Consider the following 18,378-nt stretch of genomic DNA (forward strand, 5'->3'; position numbering starts at 1 on the left):
AATAACTGATTTACAACAAATTAACAAAATAAGCAAAAATAGATAAGTGTAATTTACATGAATACTCCTTCAAATTCAATCAATATGTCTTAATAAAAGCCTCCAAAGATGAAGAAGTATCTAACTCAATTCTTTCAATCACCAGATCACGCCGCTTATACATCATATTAATAGTACGGTCACAAAGACAAGCAATATCCGAATATTTAAATCCCATTTTCAGTAAACAACAAAAATGAATATCATCTTTCTTCAACATAGGAAATTGATCGGACAACCTTATGGTAAAGTTATTAGTAACATCATCCAACTCTGATATTATTTTTCCCCAAAGCTTAATATCTATCATTTCTTTTGATCCTTTCTTATCCTTATTTCTCTCTATCATTAAGGTCAAGCTCTTAAAGACGGGAAGAGCATGAATTAGTTTATCAAGCAAATTGTCTCTCTCAGTATATACCGTTTTTAACTGCCTATCCAACACATAGATCTTCGCTTTATCTCCTTCACACTGTCCTATAAGTTCGTGCAAACGTTGTATCTCAGCTAATTTATTATTAAAAAGTTCTTTCATCGAAGATTGTTCTTCATTCAATTGCATGAGTCTCTTATGATATTTTTGTCGTTTATATACAAAATAAATCAACGACAATAACAATATAGTAACAATGAAAGAAAGAGCGAACCATTGCCACTTTGCAAGAGATTTATACTGAATAAGATAGCGTTGGTGTATCATTCTTTCCAGACTCTTAATTGTTTTTACCGGATAAGATAAAGTAGAAGCCAAATTATCATAAACAAGGCAAGAGTCTTTCCATTGAAGCGATTGAACCAAAAGCCCTTTCTCTGCTGCCATATTACTAAGAAGGTTATATGCCCAATACTTTGTATGATAATTAGGAGAAAGTAAGCTCTTCTTTAAATAAAAATATGCAGAATCATTCTGACTCAAGTTATAAAAGGCATCACCCAATATTAAATAAGCATCTATCTTTTTAATAGAATCCGGTTGAGTATAAATATATTCTCGCCCGAGTTGTATAGCATCATCATACCGTTCCATATTGCTATATAAAAATAACAATGAATTAGTAGCAGCTCGTCTTATGGATATATAGTTATTACTTTTAGCATACTCAAAAGCCTTCAATAACATAAGTTCAGCCGCCCCATAATATTCCTTACCTTTCTGTATAGCAATAGCCGCCCGATTAATCAATATTAATGCCCAATATGAAGAGTCTCTCTTCGATAACGCTACTTCCTCTGCTCTCTGATAATAAGAATCTGCTTCATCAGGTAAATCATGTTCTTTTAGAAGATTCCCTAAATTAGCAGCAGACAAACAGATAAAATCAGAATCCTTCACACCCTCCGCCAATTGTAAAGCAATCAAGAATTCACCTACAGAAGCAGATACACTATCCATATCCTGATAAACCCGGGCCAAATAATAATGAGCTTTCATTCGCAAAACATCATTATTTCCCGAATCATAATAGTCCACTACTTTATACATCACTGAATCAGTGGTGTGTTTTATGTAATTCTTGTCTTTGGCTTGCGTTAGCAATAATGCATAATATGCCCTGCCTGCCCGTAAAAGTGTATCTGTATTGTCAATATTTTCAAGTAATAAAAGAGCACTATCGGGGTGGTTTTCCATCAGTGAATCAGCATATTGCAATACAGCAAGTTGATTATTACCACCAGAAAAGTGACAAGAGGATAAAGATAACCCTATCAGGGCAAACAGAATAGCACGTCGTATAAAATGTGTCATAGATGCAAATATAGAAAACCTTTAGTTATTTAAAGATAAATGCCTAAGAATATATTCTTTAAGGGTATAAATTTATATACTTGAAAAGAAGGTACAAGAGCCTATCTACAAGTATGAATACAAGAGTTTAAGTTTCAAAACATCCGGATGTTATCATACACAACATCCGGATGTTATAAATCAGAACATCCCCATGTTTTTATTCAAAACATCCGGATGTTTTGAATCTATCTCATAAAGAAGACAGGGCCGACGCATTAAATAATTTACTATTGCATATGTACTTTTCTTATTGCTATTTAATTGAATATTAATTATTTAGCATTGTTTTATTTCGTTTATATTTCGTATATTTACATGGTAATATTAAACAGTAATTGACATGAAAATAGGTATAATTGACATTTGTAAGCAAATAGAGGACCCTCGGATGGATCGTAAAAAGTTACATAAAATGGAAACGATCATATATGTATCCATTGCTGCTGTCATCTGTGGTGCTCAGTCTTGGAATGAGATTGAAGAATTTGGCCATGCTAAATTCAATTTTTTTAAAAGTAGAATACCCGATTTAGAAGTTATCCCCAGCCATGATACTTTTAATCGTTTCTTCAGCATTATAAAACCATCCTATTTTGAGTTGATTTTCCGCAATTGGGTGAAACAAGTGTGTCAGGAGATTAAAGGTGTTGTAGCCATCGATGGAAAACTAATGCGTGGTCCTAGCAAATGTAATGATGAACATACTACCGGCAAAGAAGGCTTTAAGCTCTGGATGGTTTCAGCATGGTCTGCAGCTAACGGTATTTCTCTGGGTCAGGTAAAAGTGGATGATAAAAGTAATGAAATCACAGCTGTTCCTCTGCTAATCCATGCCTTGGATCTGGATGATTGTATCGTCACTATTGATGCCATGGGCTGTCAGTTGGAAATAACAAAAGCCATTATTGAACGGAATTCAAACTATATAATAGCTTTAAAGAAAAATCAAAAGAGCAGTTATGAATTAGCCAAGAAAATAATTGATGGGTATGAAAACAGAAATGTGATTCTCAATAGGGTTACCCGGCATACCAGCGAAAGTACAGGACATGGCAGGCTTGAAACAAGAGTCTGTACTGTAGTCAGTTATGGTCCGGTCATGGAGCCGATGTTTAAGGACAAATTTGCGGGATTGAGGTCAATAGTGGGCATGAAATCCGAAAGGATAATTTTGGCAACGGGGGAACGTACTGAAGAAACGAGGTATTATATAACTTCACTTGAAAATACTAACCCGGAGGAAATAGCCAATGCCATTAGACAGCATTGGTCCATTGAAAACAATCTGCATTGGCAACTGGATGTTACCTTCAGGGAAGACTACAGCAAGAAAGTGCAGAATGCAGCAAGAAATTTCTCGGCAGTTACAAAAATGGCGCTCACCATTTTGAAGAATGATAAAGTCACAAAAGGAAGCATGAATCTCAAAAGGCTGAAAGCAGGATGGGATGAAAAATACCTGTCAACACTTTTACAGGACAGCGCATTTTAATGCGTCGGCCCTGATAAAGAAGATATACATGAGAAGAGTACATCTTATAGTTATAAAGAACAGTTGTTTTACATAACAGAGATACATAGAAGTATAACGCTTAAAACAACCTGATCCTACCCTATAGCATTCTCAATATATTTCGATGGTGAAACATGATAGAACTCCTTGAACTTCTTTCCAAAATACTTGGCATCACAATAGCCTACCATTGTTGCTACCTCTGTAACGCTGTATCGCTGCGTGGCAAGTAAGGCTCTGGCTTTATCCATCTTAAAAGCAAGTATATAGTTTTCGGGGGCCTTCCCTATAATATCCGTCATCTTGCCATAGAATTTAGTACGACTCATCCCCATGTCTGCACTCAGCATTTTAATTGTATACTTCCTTTCAAAAAGGTTTTCCTCCAGGAATTTTTGTACCTTATCCATAAACAGAGCACTGTCATCATTCTTCACTGCTATTTCAGGAAGAATGGCAGATGAATTCTCTGCCAGAAGCTTTCTGAGCTGTTCACGCTGTAAAGTATGCCTGGCAATGAGCATCCGGATGTCTGCTTTGAGCCTGCAAATATTAACCATACGTCGTTCCAGTTTGTCGGCACCACAACGGGTGTGGGTGAGATAACTTTCATTATCATCGGAGTTTATCAGGAGAACGACAGGGATATTAATCATACTGATATCCGACTTTATCCGGGAACAAAGCTCATCCCCATACGTACCATCAATAGTTTCATCAATAATAATAACATCCGGCATGGATTGATCAAAGAAAGAGAAAACCTGTTCCGGCTTTTCAAGAGTTGTCATCCGAAAAGATACCGAGAGAGTTTCATTCAGATAATTGCTTAATTCTTTATCGGCCATCACCAGTAGAACATACGGAGCTTTATTGGATCCGAGCGATAACTTTACATCATCAACTTCATTATTATTAGAACAAATAGCTTTATCACTTTTCTGTACACAATTCTTCGCCACCGGATGTTTCGTTATATTACAATTTAAAGGAACGACTATTTGAAAAGTAACTATTCGTCCACGACTATTTACTATCAGTTTTCCACCATGCAAGTGGATTATCTTTTTTATAAGCCGAAGACTTCCGTAACAATGTACTAATCCCAGTCCGGAGATTGGTGCAAACACTCTTTTATCTTTATTGTCACACTCTGGACAGTTGGTTATTTGCAGACTCCAGCAATCAGCAAGGTGAGATACTCTAATATTTATACAACCACCACAAGGTGTAATATCAATTATCTTGTTCAGAAGACACTGAAGAGCAACAGTCATAGCAATTTCATTCACCTGACAACTGAGATAATTGAAACTCTTACTGACATTTAATTGTATCCGGTGCATATTGGCATATACACGGCATTGGTCAGTAAGCAGAGTCAGATACGTGTAAAGTTCAAACTCAGTAGTAGTAAAACCAGAATGCATTTTTTTCTCCATAGCATTCAATGCAATAATATTTTTATGACAATCCATGACATAGTTAGTGTGTCCAAGTGCCCGTTTTACTTTTTTTGATGCAGATTCAGAGATATTGTCAGAGGTTACATCCTCCAGCAGGTTCTGTATAAGTGTCATTGGAGTCTGTGCCTTATCAATTATACCCAATGAAATTCCTAACTTTTCATGGGAAAGTAATTCTTTATTATGTACTATCCTATTATAGGTCATTAGGGAGATAAGTATTCCTATCACCAGCGCTTCAAGGGGATAAAACCATAAAGCAGACCATAAAGATTCAACAATAATGGAAACTGTCGGACGTTGATCTGTAAGATATTCCTCCCCTTCCAGTTGAGCAGAGGATAGAGAACCAGGATATGCACCACCATATCTTGTACTCTGCAAAACAAATAGTAAAAATATAAAATGAAGTCTCATGTGATTAAGTAAATATTAAATTATTTATTCCTTAAGAAAGCTATGATCTCCTGTTCTTCTATTATCTAAAGATGATTTATTCATAGCCTTCCAATGCAAGTATATGGCTTTTTACACAGCCGGATTGGGTACTATCTTTCAAAATATATAGGTAATATTTATCAGGGAGATTTTTTTGTGGTAATTAAAAAAATGCAAGGAATGTGTAGAATAGGTCAGTAAAAATGATCTAAATCCGAAAAAATGTATCCGGATGAATCAAATTTAAAATTACGACTAATCGATGGGACAGAGTATGGAATACAGGTGGAATTTTATGTTAAAGGAGGGTATATTATATCATTGTTTATCAAGCAAATACCAATAATAAAATCAATGATATTATGTAATTATATCCAAATGAGATCTTGTGTTTATACTTGAATACTTTCAAATTATCTCTTAAAAAAGAAGAGAGCCGCCTTCTATAGCCTATGGCATAGAAGAGCGGCTCTCTATAAATAAATAGCTGTAAAGCTACGCTGATTACAAACCGAAAGCGGCTTTTACTTTGTCTACATAGTCCAGTTTCTCCCAAGTGAAGAGCTCTACTTCAATAGTCTTAGTGGGCTGATAACGAGAAGAGAAAGTTTTGGTTACTACACGGGGTTCACGTCCCATATGTCCATAAGCAGCAGTTTCGCTATAGATAGGATTACGTAACTTCAAACGTTCTTCAATAGCCTTCGGACGAAGATCAAATAATTCGTCAATCTTTTTAGCTATTTCACCGTCACTCATCTTCACATTACTGCGTCCGTAAGTATCTACATAAATGTTGATAGGGCGAGCCACACCAATAGCATAAGACACTTGCACGAGCATTTCGTCGGCCACACCAGCAGCAACCAGATTCTTAGCAATATGACGGGCAGCATAAGCAGCACTACGGTCTACTTTGCTGGGATCCTTGCCAGAGAAAGCACCACCACCGTGTGCACCTTTACCACCATAGGTATCTACAATGATCTTACGCCCAGTAAGACCTGTATCGCCATGAGGACCGCCGATAACAAACTTACCGGTTGGATTCACATGATAAATGATATTGTCATTAAACAAAGCCAATACGTCTGCATGATGAATAGAAGCAATCACACGAGGCATCAGTATCTCGATAACATCTTTACGGATGATAGCAAGCATCTCTTCATCAGCCTTCAACTGAGCCTCTGCAGAGTCGTCTGCCGGCTGGATAAAGTCGTCGTGCTGGGTAGATACCACAATTGTATCAATACGTACGGGTTTGCCGTTGTCATCATATTCAATAGTCACCTGGCTCTTGGCATCGGGGCGGAGATAGGTCATTTCCTTCCCTTCGCGACGAATATCTGCCAAAACGAGCAGGATACGATGTGCCAGATCAAGAGAAAGCGGCATATAATTTTCTGTTTCGTTAGTAGCATAACCAAACATCATTCCCTGGTCGCCTGCACCCTGATTCATCGGGTCTTCGCGTTCTACGCCACGGTTGATGTCGGCACTTTGCTCATGAATAGCAGAAAATACACCACAGGAATTACTTTCAAACATGTACTCACCTTTGGTGTAACCGATTTTCTTAATTACTTCACGTGCTACAAGCTGCAAGTCAATGTATGCACTGGTTTTCACTTCTCCCGCCAGCACTACCTGTCCGGTAGTCACTAAGGTTTCGCAAGCTACTTTCGAACTGGGGTCAAATGCCAACAGTTTGTCAAGTACAGCGTCCGATATTTGATCGGCCACTTTGTCGGGGTGTCCTTCAGACACCGATTCGGACGTGAATAAATATCCCATTTTAATTAAAAATTAAAAGTTGAAAATTGAAAATTAAAAATCAAATGAGAAAAGACAGGATGAGTAGGGGAGTGCCATCCGGCACACAGAAAGGAATGTTGTTTTAGCATTTTTTTCTGTGGTTGCAAGCTACTCAAATCTTTCCACATTTCATTTCGGATGCAAAGGTAGAGATTATTTCTGATTAATTACTAACTTTGGTCCATATTAACATCATTTTCGTATGAAGAAGAGAATAAAAAGAGTACTTATTTTGTTGGCATATATCGGAGTAACGATAGGAATCTATTATGTCATTTGCATGCTGATGCACAAGCCATTTACAGAGCTACATTATCTATATGCAGCATTAATAGGATGTATCGCCTATCTACCTCAGTTTATTGCGGAGAAAAAGAAGAAGTAAAAAGTTCTTTCATTGTTTTGTGAAGCACAGGGTGCATCACATCGGGAGCAATCTCCGCCAGAGGTTCCATTACAAACCGGCGTTCGGTCATTAGAGGGTGGGGGAGGATTAGTCCTTCTTCATCCATAATTGTATCGCCATAAAGCAGCAAATCGACATCTATAAGCCGATCTGAATATACTCCACCCATAGACTTACTTGTACGCCCTAACTCCCGTTCTATCGCCTGAGTTTCCTTCAATACCTCCAAAGGCCGGAGAGGGGTCTCTACACAAACTACAGCATTCAAAAAACTATTATCAGAAGCAAATCCCCAGGGAGCAGTCACATAAAAAGCGGAAAGGGAAACAATCTTCCCTATCCGCTCTTCTATTTTTTGTACAGACATCCGGAGATTCTGCTCTTTATTTCCTAAATTAGTTCCAAGCCCCAAATAAACCATGATAATGAGTGATTAGCGATGAGTGATAAGTGATTAACGATTAGCGATGAGTGATAAGCATACGCCGCATGGCACTAATCACTTATCACTAATCACTAATCGTTATTTTCCTAGTCTATAATCAACATTGCATCCCCATAGGTACCAAAACGGTAGCCTTCCTTCATTGCCACATGATAAGCATCCATTACCTGGTCATATCCACCAAAAGCGGCTACAATCATCAACAGGGTAGACAATGGCATATGGAAATTAGAGATCATCGCATTGGCTACCGTAAATTCATACGGTGGGAAAATAAACTTATTTGTCCAGCCTTCATATTCCTTCAGATGCCCGTCTGTGCTTACAGTACTCTCGATAGCACGCATTACAGTAGTACCTACGGCACATACATTTCTACCCAGGTCTTTGGCACGATTCACCGTTTTTACAGCTTCGCCGGTAACAAACATCTGCTCCGAATCCATCTTGTGCTTGGTAAGGTCTTCTACGTCAATATCACGGAAGTTACCCAAACCGGCATGCAATGTGATATAAGCAAAATCAATGCCTTTTATTTCCATCCGTTTCATCAATTCACGGCTAAAATGCAAGCTGGCAGTAGGCGCCGTTACAGCTCCTTCGTTCTTTGCAAAGATAGACTGGAAACGTACTGCATCTTCTTCTTCTACGGGACGATTAATGATAGAGTGGGGCAGCGGGGTTTCGCCCAACGCATAGAGCGCTTTCTTAAACTCATCATGAGGACCATCATAGAGGAAACGCAATGTACGCCCACGTGAAGTGGTATTATCGATTACTTCGGCCACCATTGAATCATCGTCACCAAAATAAAGTTTATTGCCGATACGGATTTTACGGGCCGGATCTACCAATACATCCCACAGGCGAAGTTCTTCATTCAGTTCGCGCAATAAGAACACTTCAATACGTGCACCGGTTTTCTCCTTATTACCATACAAACGAGCCGGAAATACCTTGGTGTCATTGAAAATAAACACATCCTTATCATCAAAATAATTCAAGACGTCTTTAAACATCTTATGTTCAATCTCACCCGTTTTACGGTGGAGTACCATTAAACGCGATTCATCTCTGTACTTCATCGGATGCAGAGCTATTTTATCCTCTGGTAACTTAAATTTAAATTGTGACAGTTTCATATCTATTCTCCTTATTACGTTAATTATCTTCTGTTATTTCAATCTCTTGCTGGTCTATCCAGTCTGCAAAGCGTTCGGGATCAAGGCAATCCTCCAATTTAACCTCACCTACACGGGTACGAATCAATCCTGTGAGATGGGCACCGCTGTGAAGCGCTTCACCAATATCACGGGCCAATGCACGAATATACGTTCCCTTACTACAAACCACCCGGATCTTTATCTCCATCTTCTCCAAATCACATGCCAGTAACTCTATCTCGTCAATGGCCAGCAATTTAGGCTTCAACTCTACCTCTTGCCCTTTACGTGCCAGATCGTAAGCACGGGCACCATCTACTTTACAGGCCGAGAAAGCCGGAGGAATCTGCTGAATCTCTCCCAAAAACTGCTTCAATGCTTCTTCGATCTTCTCACGGGTTATATGCTCCGTGGGATAAGTTGCATCTATCTCATGCTCCAGGTCATAAGACGGAGTAGTAGCCCCCAACTGTATGGTAGCAATATACTCTTTTGTATGATACTGAAACTCTTCTATTCTCTTAGTCGCCTTACCTGTACATAGAATCATGACTCCCGTAGCCAGAGGATCTAACGTACCGGCATGTCCTACCTTTAATTTCTTTACTTTCATCCTCCGGCAGATGTGATAACGTATGTGGCCTACCACTTTAAACGATGTCCACCCCAGAGGTTTATTGAAAAAAAGTACTTCTCCTTCTTTAAAATTCATTAAGCAATCTCTAAATTATATCCACACATCAACAGCACCAGAATTGTTCCTCCTACGATAATACGATACCAACCGAAAGCTTTGAATCCATACTTTGTAACAAAACTAATAAAGAACTTAATGGCCAGCAGCGCCACTATAAAAGCAACGATATTACCAATGATCAAGGCAGACATATTGTTCATTAAGACTTCTGTTCCGCCATCCAAAAAGAGTTTCAACACCTTATATCCGGTAGCTGCAAACATAGTAGGAACAGCCAGAAAGAAAGAAAATTCGGCAGCATCCTTTCGTGTCATCTTCTGGGCCATTCCACCCACAATAGTAGCCATTGAACGGGAGACACCCGGTATCATAGCAATGCACTGGAACAATCCGATATTAAATGCTTTCTTTTCCGTCATCTTAAAGTCTTTATCACTTTTAGAAAATATCTTGTCACAAAACAGCATAAATATACCACCTATCACAAGCATTACGGCTACCACTACCACGCTTTCCAACAATGCATCTATTTCGTCACTAAACAATAGGCCAAGAACTGCCGCAGGAATAAATGCCACCAAAAGCTTCCAGTAAAAATCAAACTTATGCAGAAAGCGTTTAAGGGCTGAAGTACCCTCAGGCAATGGAGTATGATTTAAACGGAAAAAACGTTTCCAGTAAAGGCAAACTACCGAAAGAATAGCACCAAACTGAATAATTACCGTAAACGCTTTTACAAATTCGGTACTTTCCACCCCTAACAAAGCCTGTGTTATAATCATGTGTCCAGTGGAGGAAACAGGCAAAAACTCAGTCAATCCTTCTACAATAGCAATAATAATAGTTTGTATCGTCGTTAAATCTCCCATACTTATTCTTCTATTTTGGTTTTAGGTTTGCGCAACACTGCGTATATCATAAAAATAAAGCCCAGGAAGCAAACTACCGGTGCCACTTTTATTCTTCGTACACTGAAAATATCCGGTTCAAAAACGGTCTCTGTAGAAGAAGGCCCCGTCATAAGGATAAAACCAATAATTACTACCGCCATTCCGATAGCAAGTAAAATGAAATTGGTCTTGTCAAAGGCAAATTTTTGTTTGTCAGCCATAATGTTATTTACTATTTACGATTTACAATTTACGATTGAAATTACACGTTGTGTTATATGTAATACAGCGTACTGGCTTTCATCCTCAAGTATTTATTGATGGACAAATAGGCACACAAGAACGTAATTACGACACCAAATATCAATACCGAACCAGAAACCAGCAACATCACTTCAGGAGTTATCACACGAATCAGTTCCGGTTCATAAGATACCAACCAATAGGCAGTTCCCATCAGGATAGCATCGGCCATGATACCTGCCAACACACCACTCCATATATTCCGTCGTAAAAACGGACGGCGGATAAAGCCCCAACTGGCTCCCACTAACTTCATGGTATGAATGAGGAAGCGCTTGGAATAGATAGCCAAACGTATGGTATTATTTATCAATGCGAAAGAAATAAGAGCCAGTACCACTGCCAGAGCAAGCAGTACAAGACTGATATTCCGTATATTATCGTTCACCAAATCAATTAATTCGCGCTGATAGAGTACGTCTTGTATATTGGTGTTCTTCTTTATCATTTTCTCTATCTTGGCAATACTATCGGAATTAGCATAATCAGAGTGTAGTTTGATTTCAATAGAAGCAGTAAAAGGGTTATAACCCAGGAACTCTTCCGGATCAGTACCCATGGCTTCACTCTGCTCTTTCAAAGCTTGTTTCTTTGATATGTATTCTGTCTGCTTCACAAAAGGTTCTTTATCCAGCTTCTTCTGCAACTTCAGAATATCAGTCTCTTTCATATCATCACTGATGAGAACTGAAAAATTAATATTTTCGCGGACATAAATAGAAAGATTATGCGCCCCCAGAACAAAAAACACAACGAGTCCTAACAACAACAATACCAACGTAGTACTGATACTGGACGTTATGAATTGCATGTCGAAATAAGACACCGAATTATTTTTGTTTTTATTCTTCATCAGCGTTTTTTTCTAAATACGTAAATCATAGAACTACTTCTCTCTTTCTTCGTTAAGGTACCAAGCCATGCCATTGCTCCTACCCACATACCCTTCATAAAAGGGAAAGAACTACCCCGGTGCTTTTCACTCAACATTGATACATAAAATGCATCAAACGGCATCGGATGGCGTGCTGCCATAATAAACCCATGTTTGGAAGCAAATTGCTGTATTGTAACCGGAGTGAAATGCCATAAGTGGCGGGGTACATCATACGCCGCCCAATATTTGCCATACTTACCGGCATCATACGAAGAGCAGTTGGGTACAGCCACAATAAGAACACCTCTGTCTGATAAAAGCTCCCGGAGACGTTCCCAGGTTTCATCAAGATGCTCCAGATGTTCCATCACATGCCACAAAGTAATCACGTCAAATGAACCCGCTTCGAACTCCTGCAATTCTTCTTCCGCCTTCACATCCAGTCCGAAATGCTCTTTGGCAAACATACGTGCCTGAGCATTTTTTTCGATAGCTTCCACTTTCCAGCCACGTTGCTCCATTGTCGAAGCAAAATAGCCTGTTCCTGTACCGATATCAAGCAAACGCCCCGATTTGCGATGAGACTCTTTGGCCACAAGACGTGCCTTCTTACCCAACATGTACTTACGTACCTGATGGTAAATAGCATTCATCACTCCTTTTTTTGTATCAGAATGGGAAATATAATCGGGAGTTTCATAATAGCGTCCTATTTCTGCTTCTACAGGCACACCCTGTGTGAAAGTAAATCCGCAGTCCTCACAGGAAAGCACATCAAACTGTTCACCCGATGCATAGAAATCCGTACAAGTCATGACACGCTTCAAGTGCGTGCCACCGCATAGCGGACAAGCATTTATAGAGAGTTTATTCATTGATTATTGCCATAAATTAAGTGCGGCATTGAGTCACAAGACCGCACTTCACCCGAATTTGGTGCAAAGAAACAAATAAAAAGTGATGTAAGGTAGTTTCTTTGAGGTCTTTTAACAGATAATGCAATCCAAATGCAATATGCTTATAAAAAGTTTATTCCTCTGATACACTACACACAGGTAAAATCAGTATCAGCATGACGAATATTAGATTTTTTATTTAACTTCGTAGCCATATTCAACCAGAATACCTTAATAAGTTTAGACATGGAAAAGATAAACAAAGAAATAGTTTTATTACTTATCAACGGTAGTCATTCGGCCTTCTCCAAAATATACGTAAAGTGTCACCGGCAATTTTTCCTGCTGGCATTACGCTATCTGAAATCAAAAGAAATGGCAGAAGATGCGGTGCAATACTCATTTATGAGACTGTGGGAAACCCGCACGCAGATCGATGTAGAGCAAGGAGTGGAACCTTACCTATACGGTATCCTTAAAAATCACCTGTTAAATACATATAAGTTTCATCAGCTGACTCTTGAAAAAAAAGAGGAAATCATACTGGGAATGCCGCTTTTTGAAGAAGAGAATATTACACAAACCCTGTACAGAAAACAGCGTGACGAAGCTATACAAAAAGCCTTAGCCCAGTTACCACCTCAAAAACGCCGTATTTGCCAAATGAAAATCTTCGAAGGCTTATCCAATGCCGAAATAGCCGAACAACTTAATATTACCGTCAACACCGTAAAAGTATCTTATTATAAAGCTATATTGTCATTGCGTGAAAGCCTGAACGAAAAAGATTTCATCTGTATTTGCATGGTATTGCTTAGTGCCTCCTTTTCCTAAACTATAACCACACCCTGATTTGTTTATAAACGTTAAATATCAAAAATCGGGTAATACTTTTCTTCACTACGATTTTACTCTATATACAAGGCGAAAGTAAAGAGTATTTTCTCATTACAACCTAAAACTAATAAAATGACAACAGAAAACCACTACCCAATCACGGACGAAGATATCCGGCTTTATTTATGTGATGCTTTGTCACCGGAGCGACGGGCTGAAATACGTCGCTGGTTCGGTACTGAAGAAGGACAACTTTATTTATCTGAAGTAATTGATGAAGATGTTACCCGTATTCTGATGGGCGAGGAACTGCAAAGCTCAGAAACCATAAAAATACAGCCACTTTGTATACCAGACCCGGTAGAAAAAAACAAAAAACATCTTCCAACAACCATCGGAAGATGGTTACGCCATGTCGCAATATGGATCCCTGCTATTTTATTATTAGCCGCCGGAGGATACGTATATTACAATCAAACACAATCACCCCGATTTGCCGAAATATACGTTCCTAAAGGAGATATGCAGACAATTATCTTTCAGGACGGAACTAAAATTATCCTGAATGCCGACTCCCGCCTAAAGTATACCCCCGGTTTCAAATTATTTAGCCGGGAAGTGGAACTGGAAGGAGAAGCCTACTTTGAAGTAGCCAAAAATAAAATCCGCCCATTTACAGTACACACCTCAGGAATTGACATAAAAGTACTGGGAACAAAATTCAATGTAAAAGCATACACCGATGAATCGGATATTACTACCACTCTAAATCAGGGTCATGTCCGGGTAAGCGATATCCGGGGAAAAAGCCTGGAACTGTTTCCGGGAGAACAAATTATCTATGAAAAGAAAAACGGGACAATGCATAAGCATTCTCTTGAAAATGTGTCGGACTATTCAGGCTGGAAGACAAACAGCCTATACTTCACAGACACTCGCCTTGATGATATATCCAAAGAATTATCCCGCAAATTCAACAAAGAAATTGTGCTGATGGATCAGTCTCTGGAGAATTCAATATACACAATATCATTTAATAACATGCCTCTGGATTCAATTCTGGAAGATTTAACACGCATTTCTCCGATTAGATATGAAAAGATCAACGACAAGATATTAATATACAAGAGAAAATAAAAAAAGGTAGCCAATAAAGGAATAGGGCCCTTCCATTGACTACCAATTTTATTCATATGTAAAATTCAAAACAAAAGTATGAAAATTTTGCCAGTTTTTATCAGAAAACGAATGATAAAGATTCGATTTTTTAATATTCTTAAAAAAGAATCACATTCATTCGTTCTAAAAGTCACAGTAGCGATACTATTCCTCTTCAACACTGGAATACTTTGCGCTCAAAAGGTTTCGGTACGGTACAAAGACGTACCCTTAAAAACCGTACTAAATGATGTTGCCAAACAATCTAAACTCCGCCTGGCATACAGCGGCAGTTTTACGGATTTGTCAGTGAAGGTTTCGGTACAGGCATCTGCAAAAGATGTAAAAGAAGTACTTTCCGAGTTAACTCAAAAAACAAATGTAAATTTTGAAATACGGAACGGAAGTATCTACATTTTTCTGAAAGAACCTCCCCAAAAAGAAAAAAAAGAGAAAGCAAACTTCTCGTTATCCGGAACCGTTTATGACGAAAATAATCTCCCTTTGATAGGCGTCAACGTCCTGATCAAGGGTTCCACCAAAGGAACAAGCTCCAACATGGACGGAGAATTCACCATTACAGCGGAAAAAGGGGATATTCTCGTATTGTCATATCTGGGGTACACTTCGAAAGAGTTAATAGTAAAAGGGAAAGAACCGATACGGGTAGTCATGTCGGAAGATACCAAAGTTCTTTCAGAAGTAGTAGTAATCGGATACGGCGCAGTCCGCAAAACAGATGTGACAGGAGCTATCTCCAGTATTAAAATGGATGAATTAAGTGTCACTACACCAACACTCGAGCAAGCATTGGTAGGGCATGCTGCCGGTGTTGAAATTAAACAGACATCCGGAAGCCCGGGTGAAGGTTTATCACTGCGTGTTCGTGGAGTAGGTTCTATCAATGCCGGTTCAGAACCACTGTATGTAGTTGACGGATTCCCCACATCAAAAGATGTATATATCAACCCGAACGATGTGGCTTCCATCGAAGTTCTGAAAGATGCAGCATCAGCAGCTATCTATGGTTCACGTGCAGCCGGAGGCGTTGTTTTAATAACAACCAAAAGAGGTACAAACAGCGGACGGGCAAAAGTAGAATATGATTTTCAATACGGTTTTCAACAGGTAGATCACAAAATAAAAATGCTGGACGCTTACGGCATGCGCGATTTTTCAATAGAAAGTGCTAACAATGCTTATCGTGACTGGTGTACCAAAAACGGGAAGGAATACAGTCCGCTACATAATAACGAGTACCGTATGTCTGTTGCCGGAGCAACCAGTGGAAAGATTTTCCAGATACCGGATATCTTTTTCAACTTTGAGACAGGACAACCCATTGAACCGGCTTATAATACAGACTGGCAGGATGCCATATTCTCCACAGCTCCTATTATGAAGCACAATCTGAATATTACCGGTGGCAATGACCGGGTAAAGTATATGGCCAGTGCCGGATATCTGGAACAAGACGGTATTATCGCACCATCTTATCATCACCGGTTTACGACGCGCTTCAACATTGACGGTAAACTGACCGACCGTTTGAGTATAGGAGTCAACACCGCAGCCTCCTATACCAAAAACCGAATCGTACAGGCAGAAGGACGTCATTACAATGACGGTATCATTATGAGTGCCCTCGTGATGTTCCCGCAATTCCCGGTATATAACACAGATGGTTCATACGCTGTCGATCAGCAGATGCAATATGCAAAAAAATATTCCATAGCACCGGCTGAAAATCCGGTTGCCCTGGCACATGAGATTGAAGATTTCCAGAAAAGATATATGTCATCCGTCTCGGGATACCTGGACTTGGAAATCGTAAAAGGCCTAAAAGCAAAGATCTATTCCGGAATGCAATATATATCCCAGACAGAAAGTTATTATCGCCCCTCAACAGTAGGAGGTACCATTATGAATACCGACGGCACAACGGCCGGTAGCGGATATGTGGGTGATCAGCGGCTTTCAAGGGCTTCTTACAGTACACAAACCAATCTTGACTGGATATTGGAAGCAACCCTTAATTACAACCGTACCTTCGGAGATCATGGGATAAACATTTTAGGAGGTTACTCTATGCAGGAAAAAGTATATGATAACTCTTCCATCGGTGCCCGCAACTTTGTAGATGATACGATTCGGGAATTAAGTGCCCATGGAACTGCTCCCGGAGACAGTTGGGGAGATACTGATAAATTCGATTGGGCCATGATGTCTGTTTTCGGGCGTGTAGTGTACTCATGGAAGGACCGTTATACATTTACCGGCTCTCTGCGTGGTGACGGTTCATCCCGCTTTGGAAAAGACAATCGATGGGGAATGTTCCCATCCGTTGCTTTAGGTTGGAATATATCCAATGAGGATTTCTGGACGAATCACATCGGAGAAAATTTCGGAGCAAAATTAAGAGTAAGCTGGGGTATCAGCGGAAACAATAACATCGGAAATTACGAGCATGTAGGGTATATGAGTGATTTAGGCGGTTACGTATTAGGCGGCCAAATAGTTCCCACACGTTATCCAAGCGCTTTCGTCGACAACTTACTGGGGTGGGAAAAAACAGATCAGTATAATGTAGGAATGGACTTGAGTTTCCTTAGAAACCGCATCACCCTGTCCGCCAACTATTACAACAGTACCTCGAATGACTTATTGTTCAATAAACCGGTATCGGCCATTGCCGGAGCAACTCAATATAAATCAAACCTGTCCAATGCCAAAATACGCAACACCGGCTTCGATATTCAAGTTGACGGACGCATCCTCACCGGGGTTGTAAACTGGAATATAGGAGCCAATCTTTCCTTGAACCGAAATAAAGTACTTTCGTTACCCGATTCTCAATCCATTGTCAGCATTGGAGAAAGAAGTGCTATCAGCCACATAACAATGGTTGGAAAACCCATCGGTTCTTTTTACGGGCTGAACAGTCTCGGAGTAATTTCAGAAGAAGAGTATCAACGGATACTGGTAGATAAACAACACATAGGTGAAGAAGGTTATCAGCTCACCGGCCCGGCCGTATGGAACTACGAAAATGTACAACCGGGTGATGCCAAATGGAAAGATGTCAATAATGATGGTAAAATCACAGATGATGACCGGGAGATATTAGGAGATAATTATCCGGATTTTACTTATGGGTTCAGCACCAATATCAGCTACAAAGGATTAAGCTTAAGCGCTTCCTTTTCGGGAGTACAGGGAGCACAGGTTATCAGTTTCCAGAATTACTACCTGCTGAATATGGAAGGTACCTGCAATCAATTTGCATTGGCAGCCGACCGTTACAATGCCGTCACTAATCCCAATCCGGCTATGTATCGTGCCAATATTGCCACCACTAACAAAAACACCTATGGGGTGTCATCCTATATGGTGAACGATGCATCATACTTTCGTTGTACTAACATCACTTTAAACTATAATCTGCCTCAAAAATGGGTAGAAAAAATAAAATTAAGAGGTATCTCACTTTTTGCCTCCGTTGACAATGCATTTACGATAACCGATTACATAGGCTATAACCCGGATGTAAATTACAAGTCGGGCAATCTGATGCCGGGTTTCGACTGGGGAACTTATCCACTGGCACGAGCCTATAATTTTGGTTGTAAACTATCATTCTAAA

General features: G+C 39.5%; 15 protein-coding genes. 5 read left to right on the top strand and 10 right to left on the bottom strand.

Annotated elements, in window-relative coordinates:
* Positions 1 to 79 precede the first annotated feature (79 nt).
* Entirely contained in the window at positions 80 to 1,786 is a 1,707-nt protein-coding gene (locus VCM39_RS22065; protein ID WP_322933562.1) for a hypothetical protein, read from the bottom strand.
* A gap of 382 nt (positions 1,787 to 2,168) precedes the next feature.
* Between VCM39_RS22065 and VCM39_RS22070 the strand changes: the two genes are divergently transcribed.
* Positions 2,169 to 3,320, top strand: coding sequence for an ISAs1 family transposase (locus VCM39_RS22070; RefSeq protein ID WP_413544804.1), 1,152 nt, complete (start codon positions 2,169 to 2,171; stop codon positions 3,318 to 3,320).
* 116 nt (positions 3,321 to 3,436) lie between these two features.
* On the opposite strand, the gene VCM39_RS22075 is transcribed toward VCM39_RS22070, so the two are convergent.
* Together VCM39_RS22075 and metK are read right to left on the bottom strand one after the other, a co-directional pair.
* On the bottom strand, positions 3,437 to 5,224 hold the full coding sequence (locus VCM39_RS22075; protein WP_413544817.1) for a helix-turn-helix domain-containing protein: 1,788 nt from the start codon (positions 5,222 to 5,224) through the stop codon (positions 3,437 to 3,439).
* 525 nt (positions 5,225 to 5,749) lie between these two features.
* Positions 5,750 to 7,042: a methionine adenosyltransferase gene (metK, locus tag VCM39_RS22080; RefSeq protein WP_007483177.1), complete on the bottom strand. Its 1,293-nt coding sequence runs from the start codon at positions 7,040 to 7,042 to the stop codon at positions 5,750 to 5,752.
* Positions 7,043 to 7,265: 223 nt separating this feature from the next.
* Between metK and VCM39_RS22085 the strand changes: the two genes are divergently transcribed.
* Positions 7,266 to 7,448 (top strand): hypothetical protein, encoded by a 183-nt coding sequence (locus VCM39_RS22085; protein WP_081768103.1) that lies wholly within the window; start codon positions 7,266 to 7,268, stop codon positions 7,446 to 7,448.
* Here the strand turns inward: VCM39_RS22085 and folK are convergent.
* The 7 genes from folK to VCM39_RS22120 all read right to left on the bottom strand — a co-directional run bounded on the left by folK (position 7,423) and on the right by VCM39_RS22120 (position 12,719).
* Positions 7,423 to 7,890 (bottom strand): 2-amino-4-hydroxy-6-hydroxymethyldihydropteridine diphosphokinase, encoded by a 468-nt coding sequence (gene folK, locus VCM39_RS22090; protein WP_322932264.1) that lies wholly within the window; start codon positions 7,888 to 7,890, stop codon positions 7,423 to 7,425. The two genes, VCM39_RS22085 and folK, sit on opposite strands and share 26 nt — an antisense overlap.
* Positions 7,891 to 8,000: 110 nt before the next feature.
* Entirely contained in the window at positions 8,001 to 9,056 is a 1,056-nt protein-coding gene (queA, locus tag VCM39_RS22095; RefSeq protein ID WP_002558532.1) for a tRNA preQ1(34) S-adenosylmethionine ribosyltransferase-isomerase QueA, read from the bottom strand.
* Positions 9,057 to 9,075: 19 nt separating this feature from the next.
* Positions 9,076 to 9,789, bottom strand: a complete 714-nt coding sequence (gene truB / locus VCM39_RS22100; RefSeq protein WP_322932265.1) for a tRNA pseudouridine(55) synthase TruB — start codon at positions 9,787 to 9,789, stop codon at positions 9,076 to 9,078.
* Entirely contained in the window at positions 9,789 to 10,643 is an 855-nt protein-coding gene (locus VCM39_RS22105) for an undecaprenyl-diphosphate phosphatase (RefSeq protein ID WP_221648395.1), read from the bottom strand. Before VCM39_RS22105 ends, truB begins: the two co-directional genes overlap by 1 nt.
* Positions 10,644 to 10,645: 2 nt before the next feature.
* Complete coding sequence (locus VCM39_RS22110; protein WP_025866670.1) at positions 10,646 to 10,885, bottom strand: DUF3098 domain-containing protein; 240 nt, start codon at positions 10,883 to 10,885, stop codon at positions 10,646 to 10,648.
* 53 nt (positions 10,886 to 10,938) lie between these two features.
* Positions 10,939 to 11,820 carry a cell division protein FtsX gene (locus VCM39_RS22115; RefSeq protein ID WP_002558528.1) on the bottom strand — a complete coding sequence of 294 codons (882 nt, stop codon included), beginning with the start codon at positions 11,818 to 11,820 and terminating at the stop codon, positions 10,939 to 10,941.
* Positions 11,820 to 12,719, bottom strand: coding sequence for a methyltransferase domain-containing protein (locus VCM39_RS22120; RefSeq protein ID WP_322932266.1), 900 nt, complete (start codon positions 12,717 to 12,719; stop codon positions 11,820 to 11,822). The genes VCM39_RS22115 and VCM39_RS22120 overlap by 1 nt, the downstream gene beginning before the upstream one ends.
* 267 nt (positions 12,720 to 12,986) lie before the next feature.
* On the opposite strand from VCM39_RS22120, the gene VCM39_RS22125 reads away from it, so the two are divergent.
* The 3 genes from VCM39_RS22125 to VCM39_RS22135 all read left to right on the top strand — a co-directional run bounded on the left by VCM39_RS22125 (position 12,987) and on the right by VCM39_RS22135 (position 18,377).
* Positions 12,987 to 13,574 (top strand): RNA polymerase sigma-70 factor, encoded by a 588-nt coding sequence (locus VCM39_RS22125; RefSeq protein ID WP_221648393.1) that lies wholly within the window; start codon positions 12,987 to 12,989, stop codon positions 13,572 to 13,574.
* Between the two features lie 135 nt (positions 13,575 to 13,709).
* Entirely contained in the window at positions 13,710 to 14,714 is a 1,005-nt protein-coding gene (locus VCM39_RS22130; RefSeq protein WP_322932267.1) for a FecR family protein, read from the top strand.
* A 111-nt stretch (positions 14,715 to 14,825) separates the two neighbouring features.
* On the top strand, positions 14,826 to 18,377 hold the full coding sequence (locus VCM39_RS22135; protein ID WP_255585222.1) for a TonB-dependent receptor: 3,552 nt from the start codon (positions 14,826 to 14,828) through the stop codon (positions 18,375 to 18,377).
* Position 18,378: the final 1 nt, after the last annotated feature.

This window comes from Bacteroides mucinivorans (assembly GCF_034654355.2).
Lineage (GTDB): Bacteria > Bacteroidota > Bacteroidia > Bacteroidales > Bacteroidaceae > Bacteroides > Bacteroides nordii.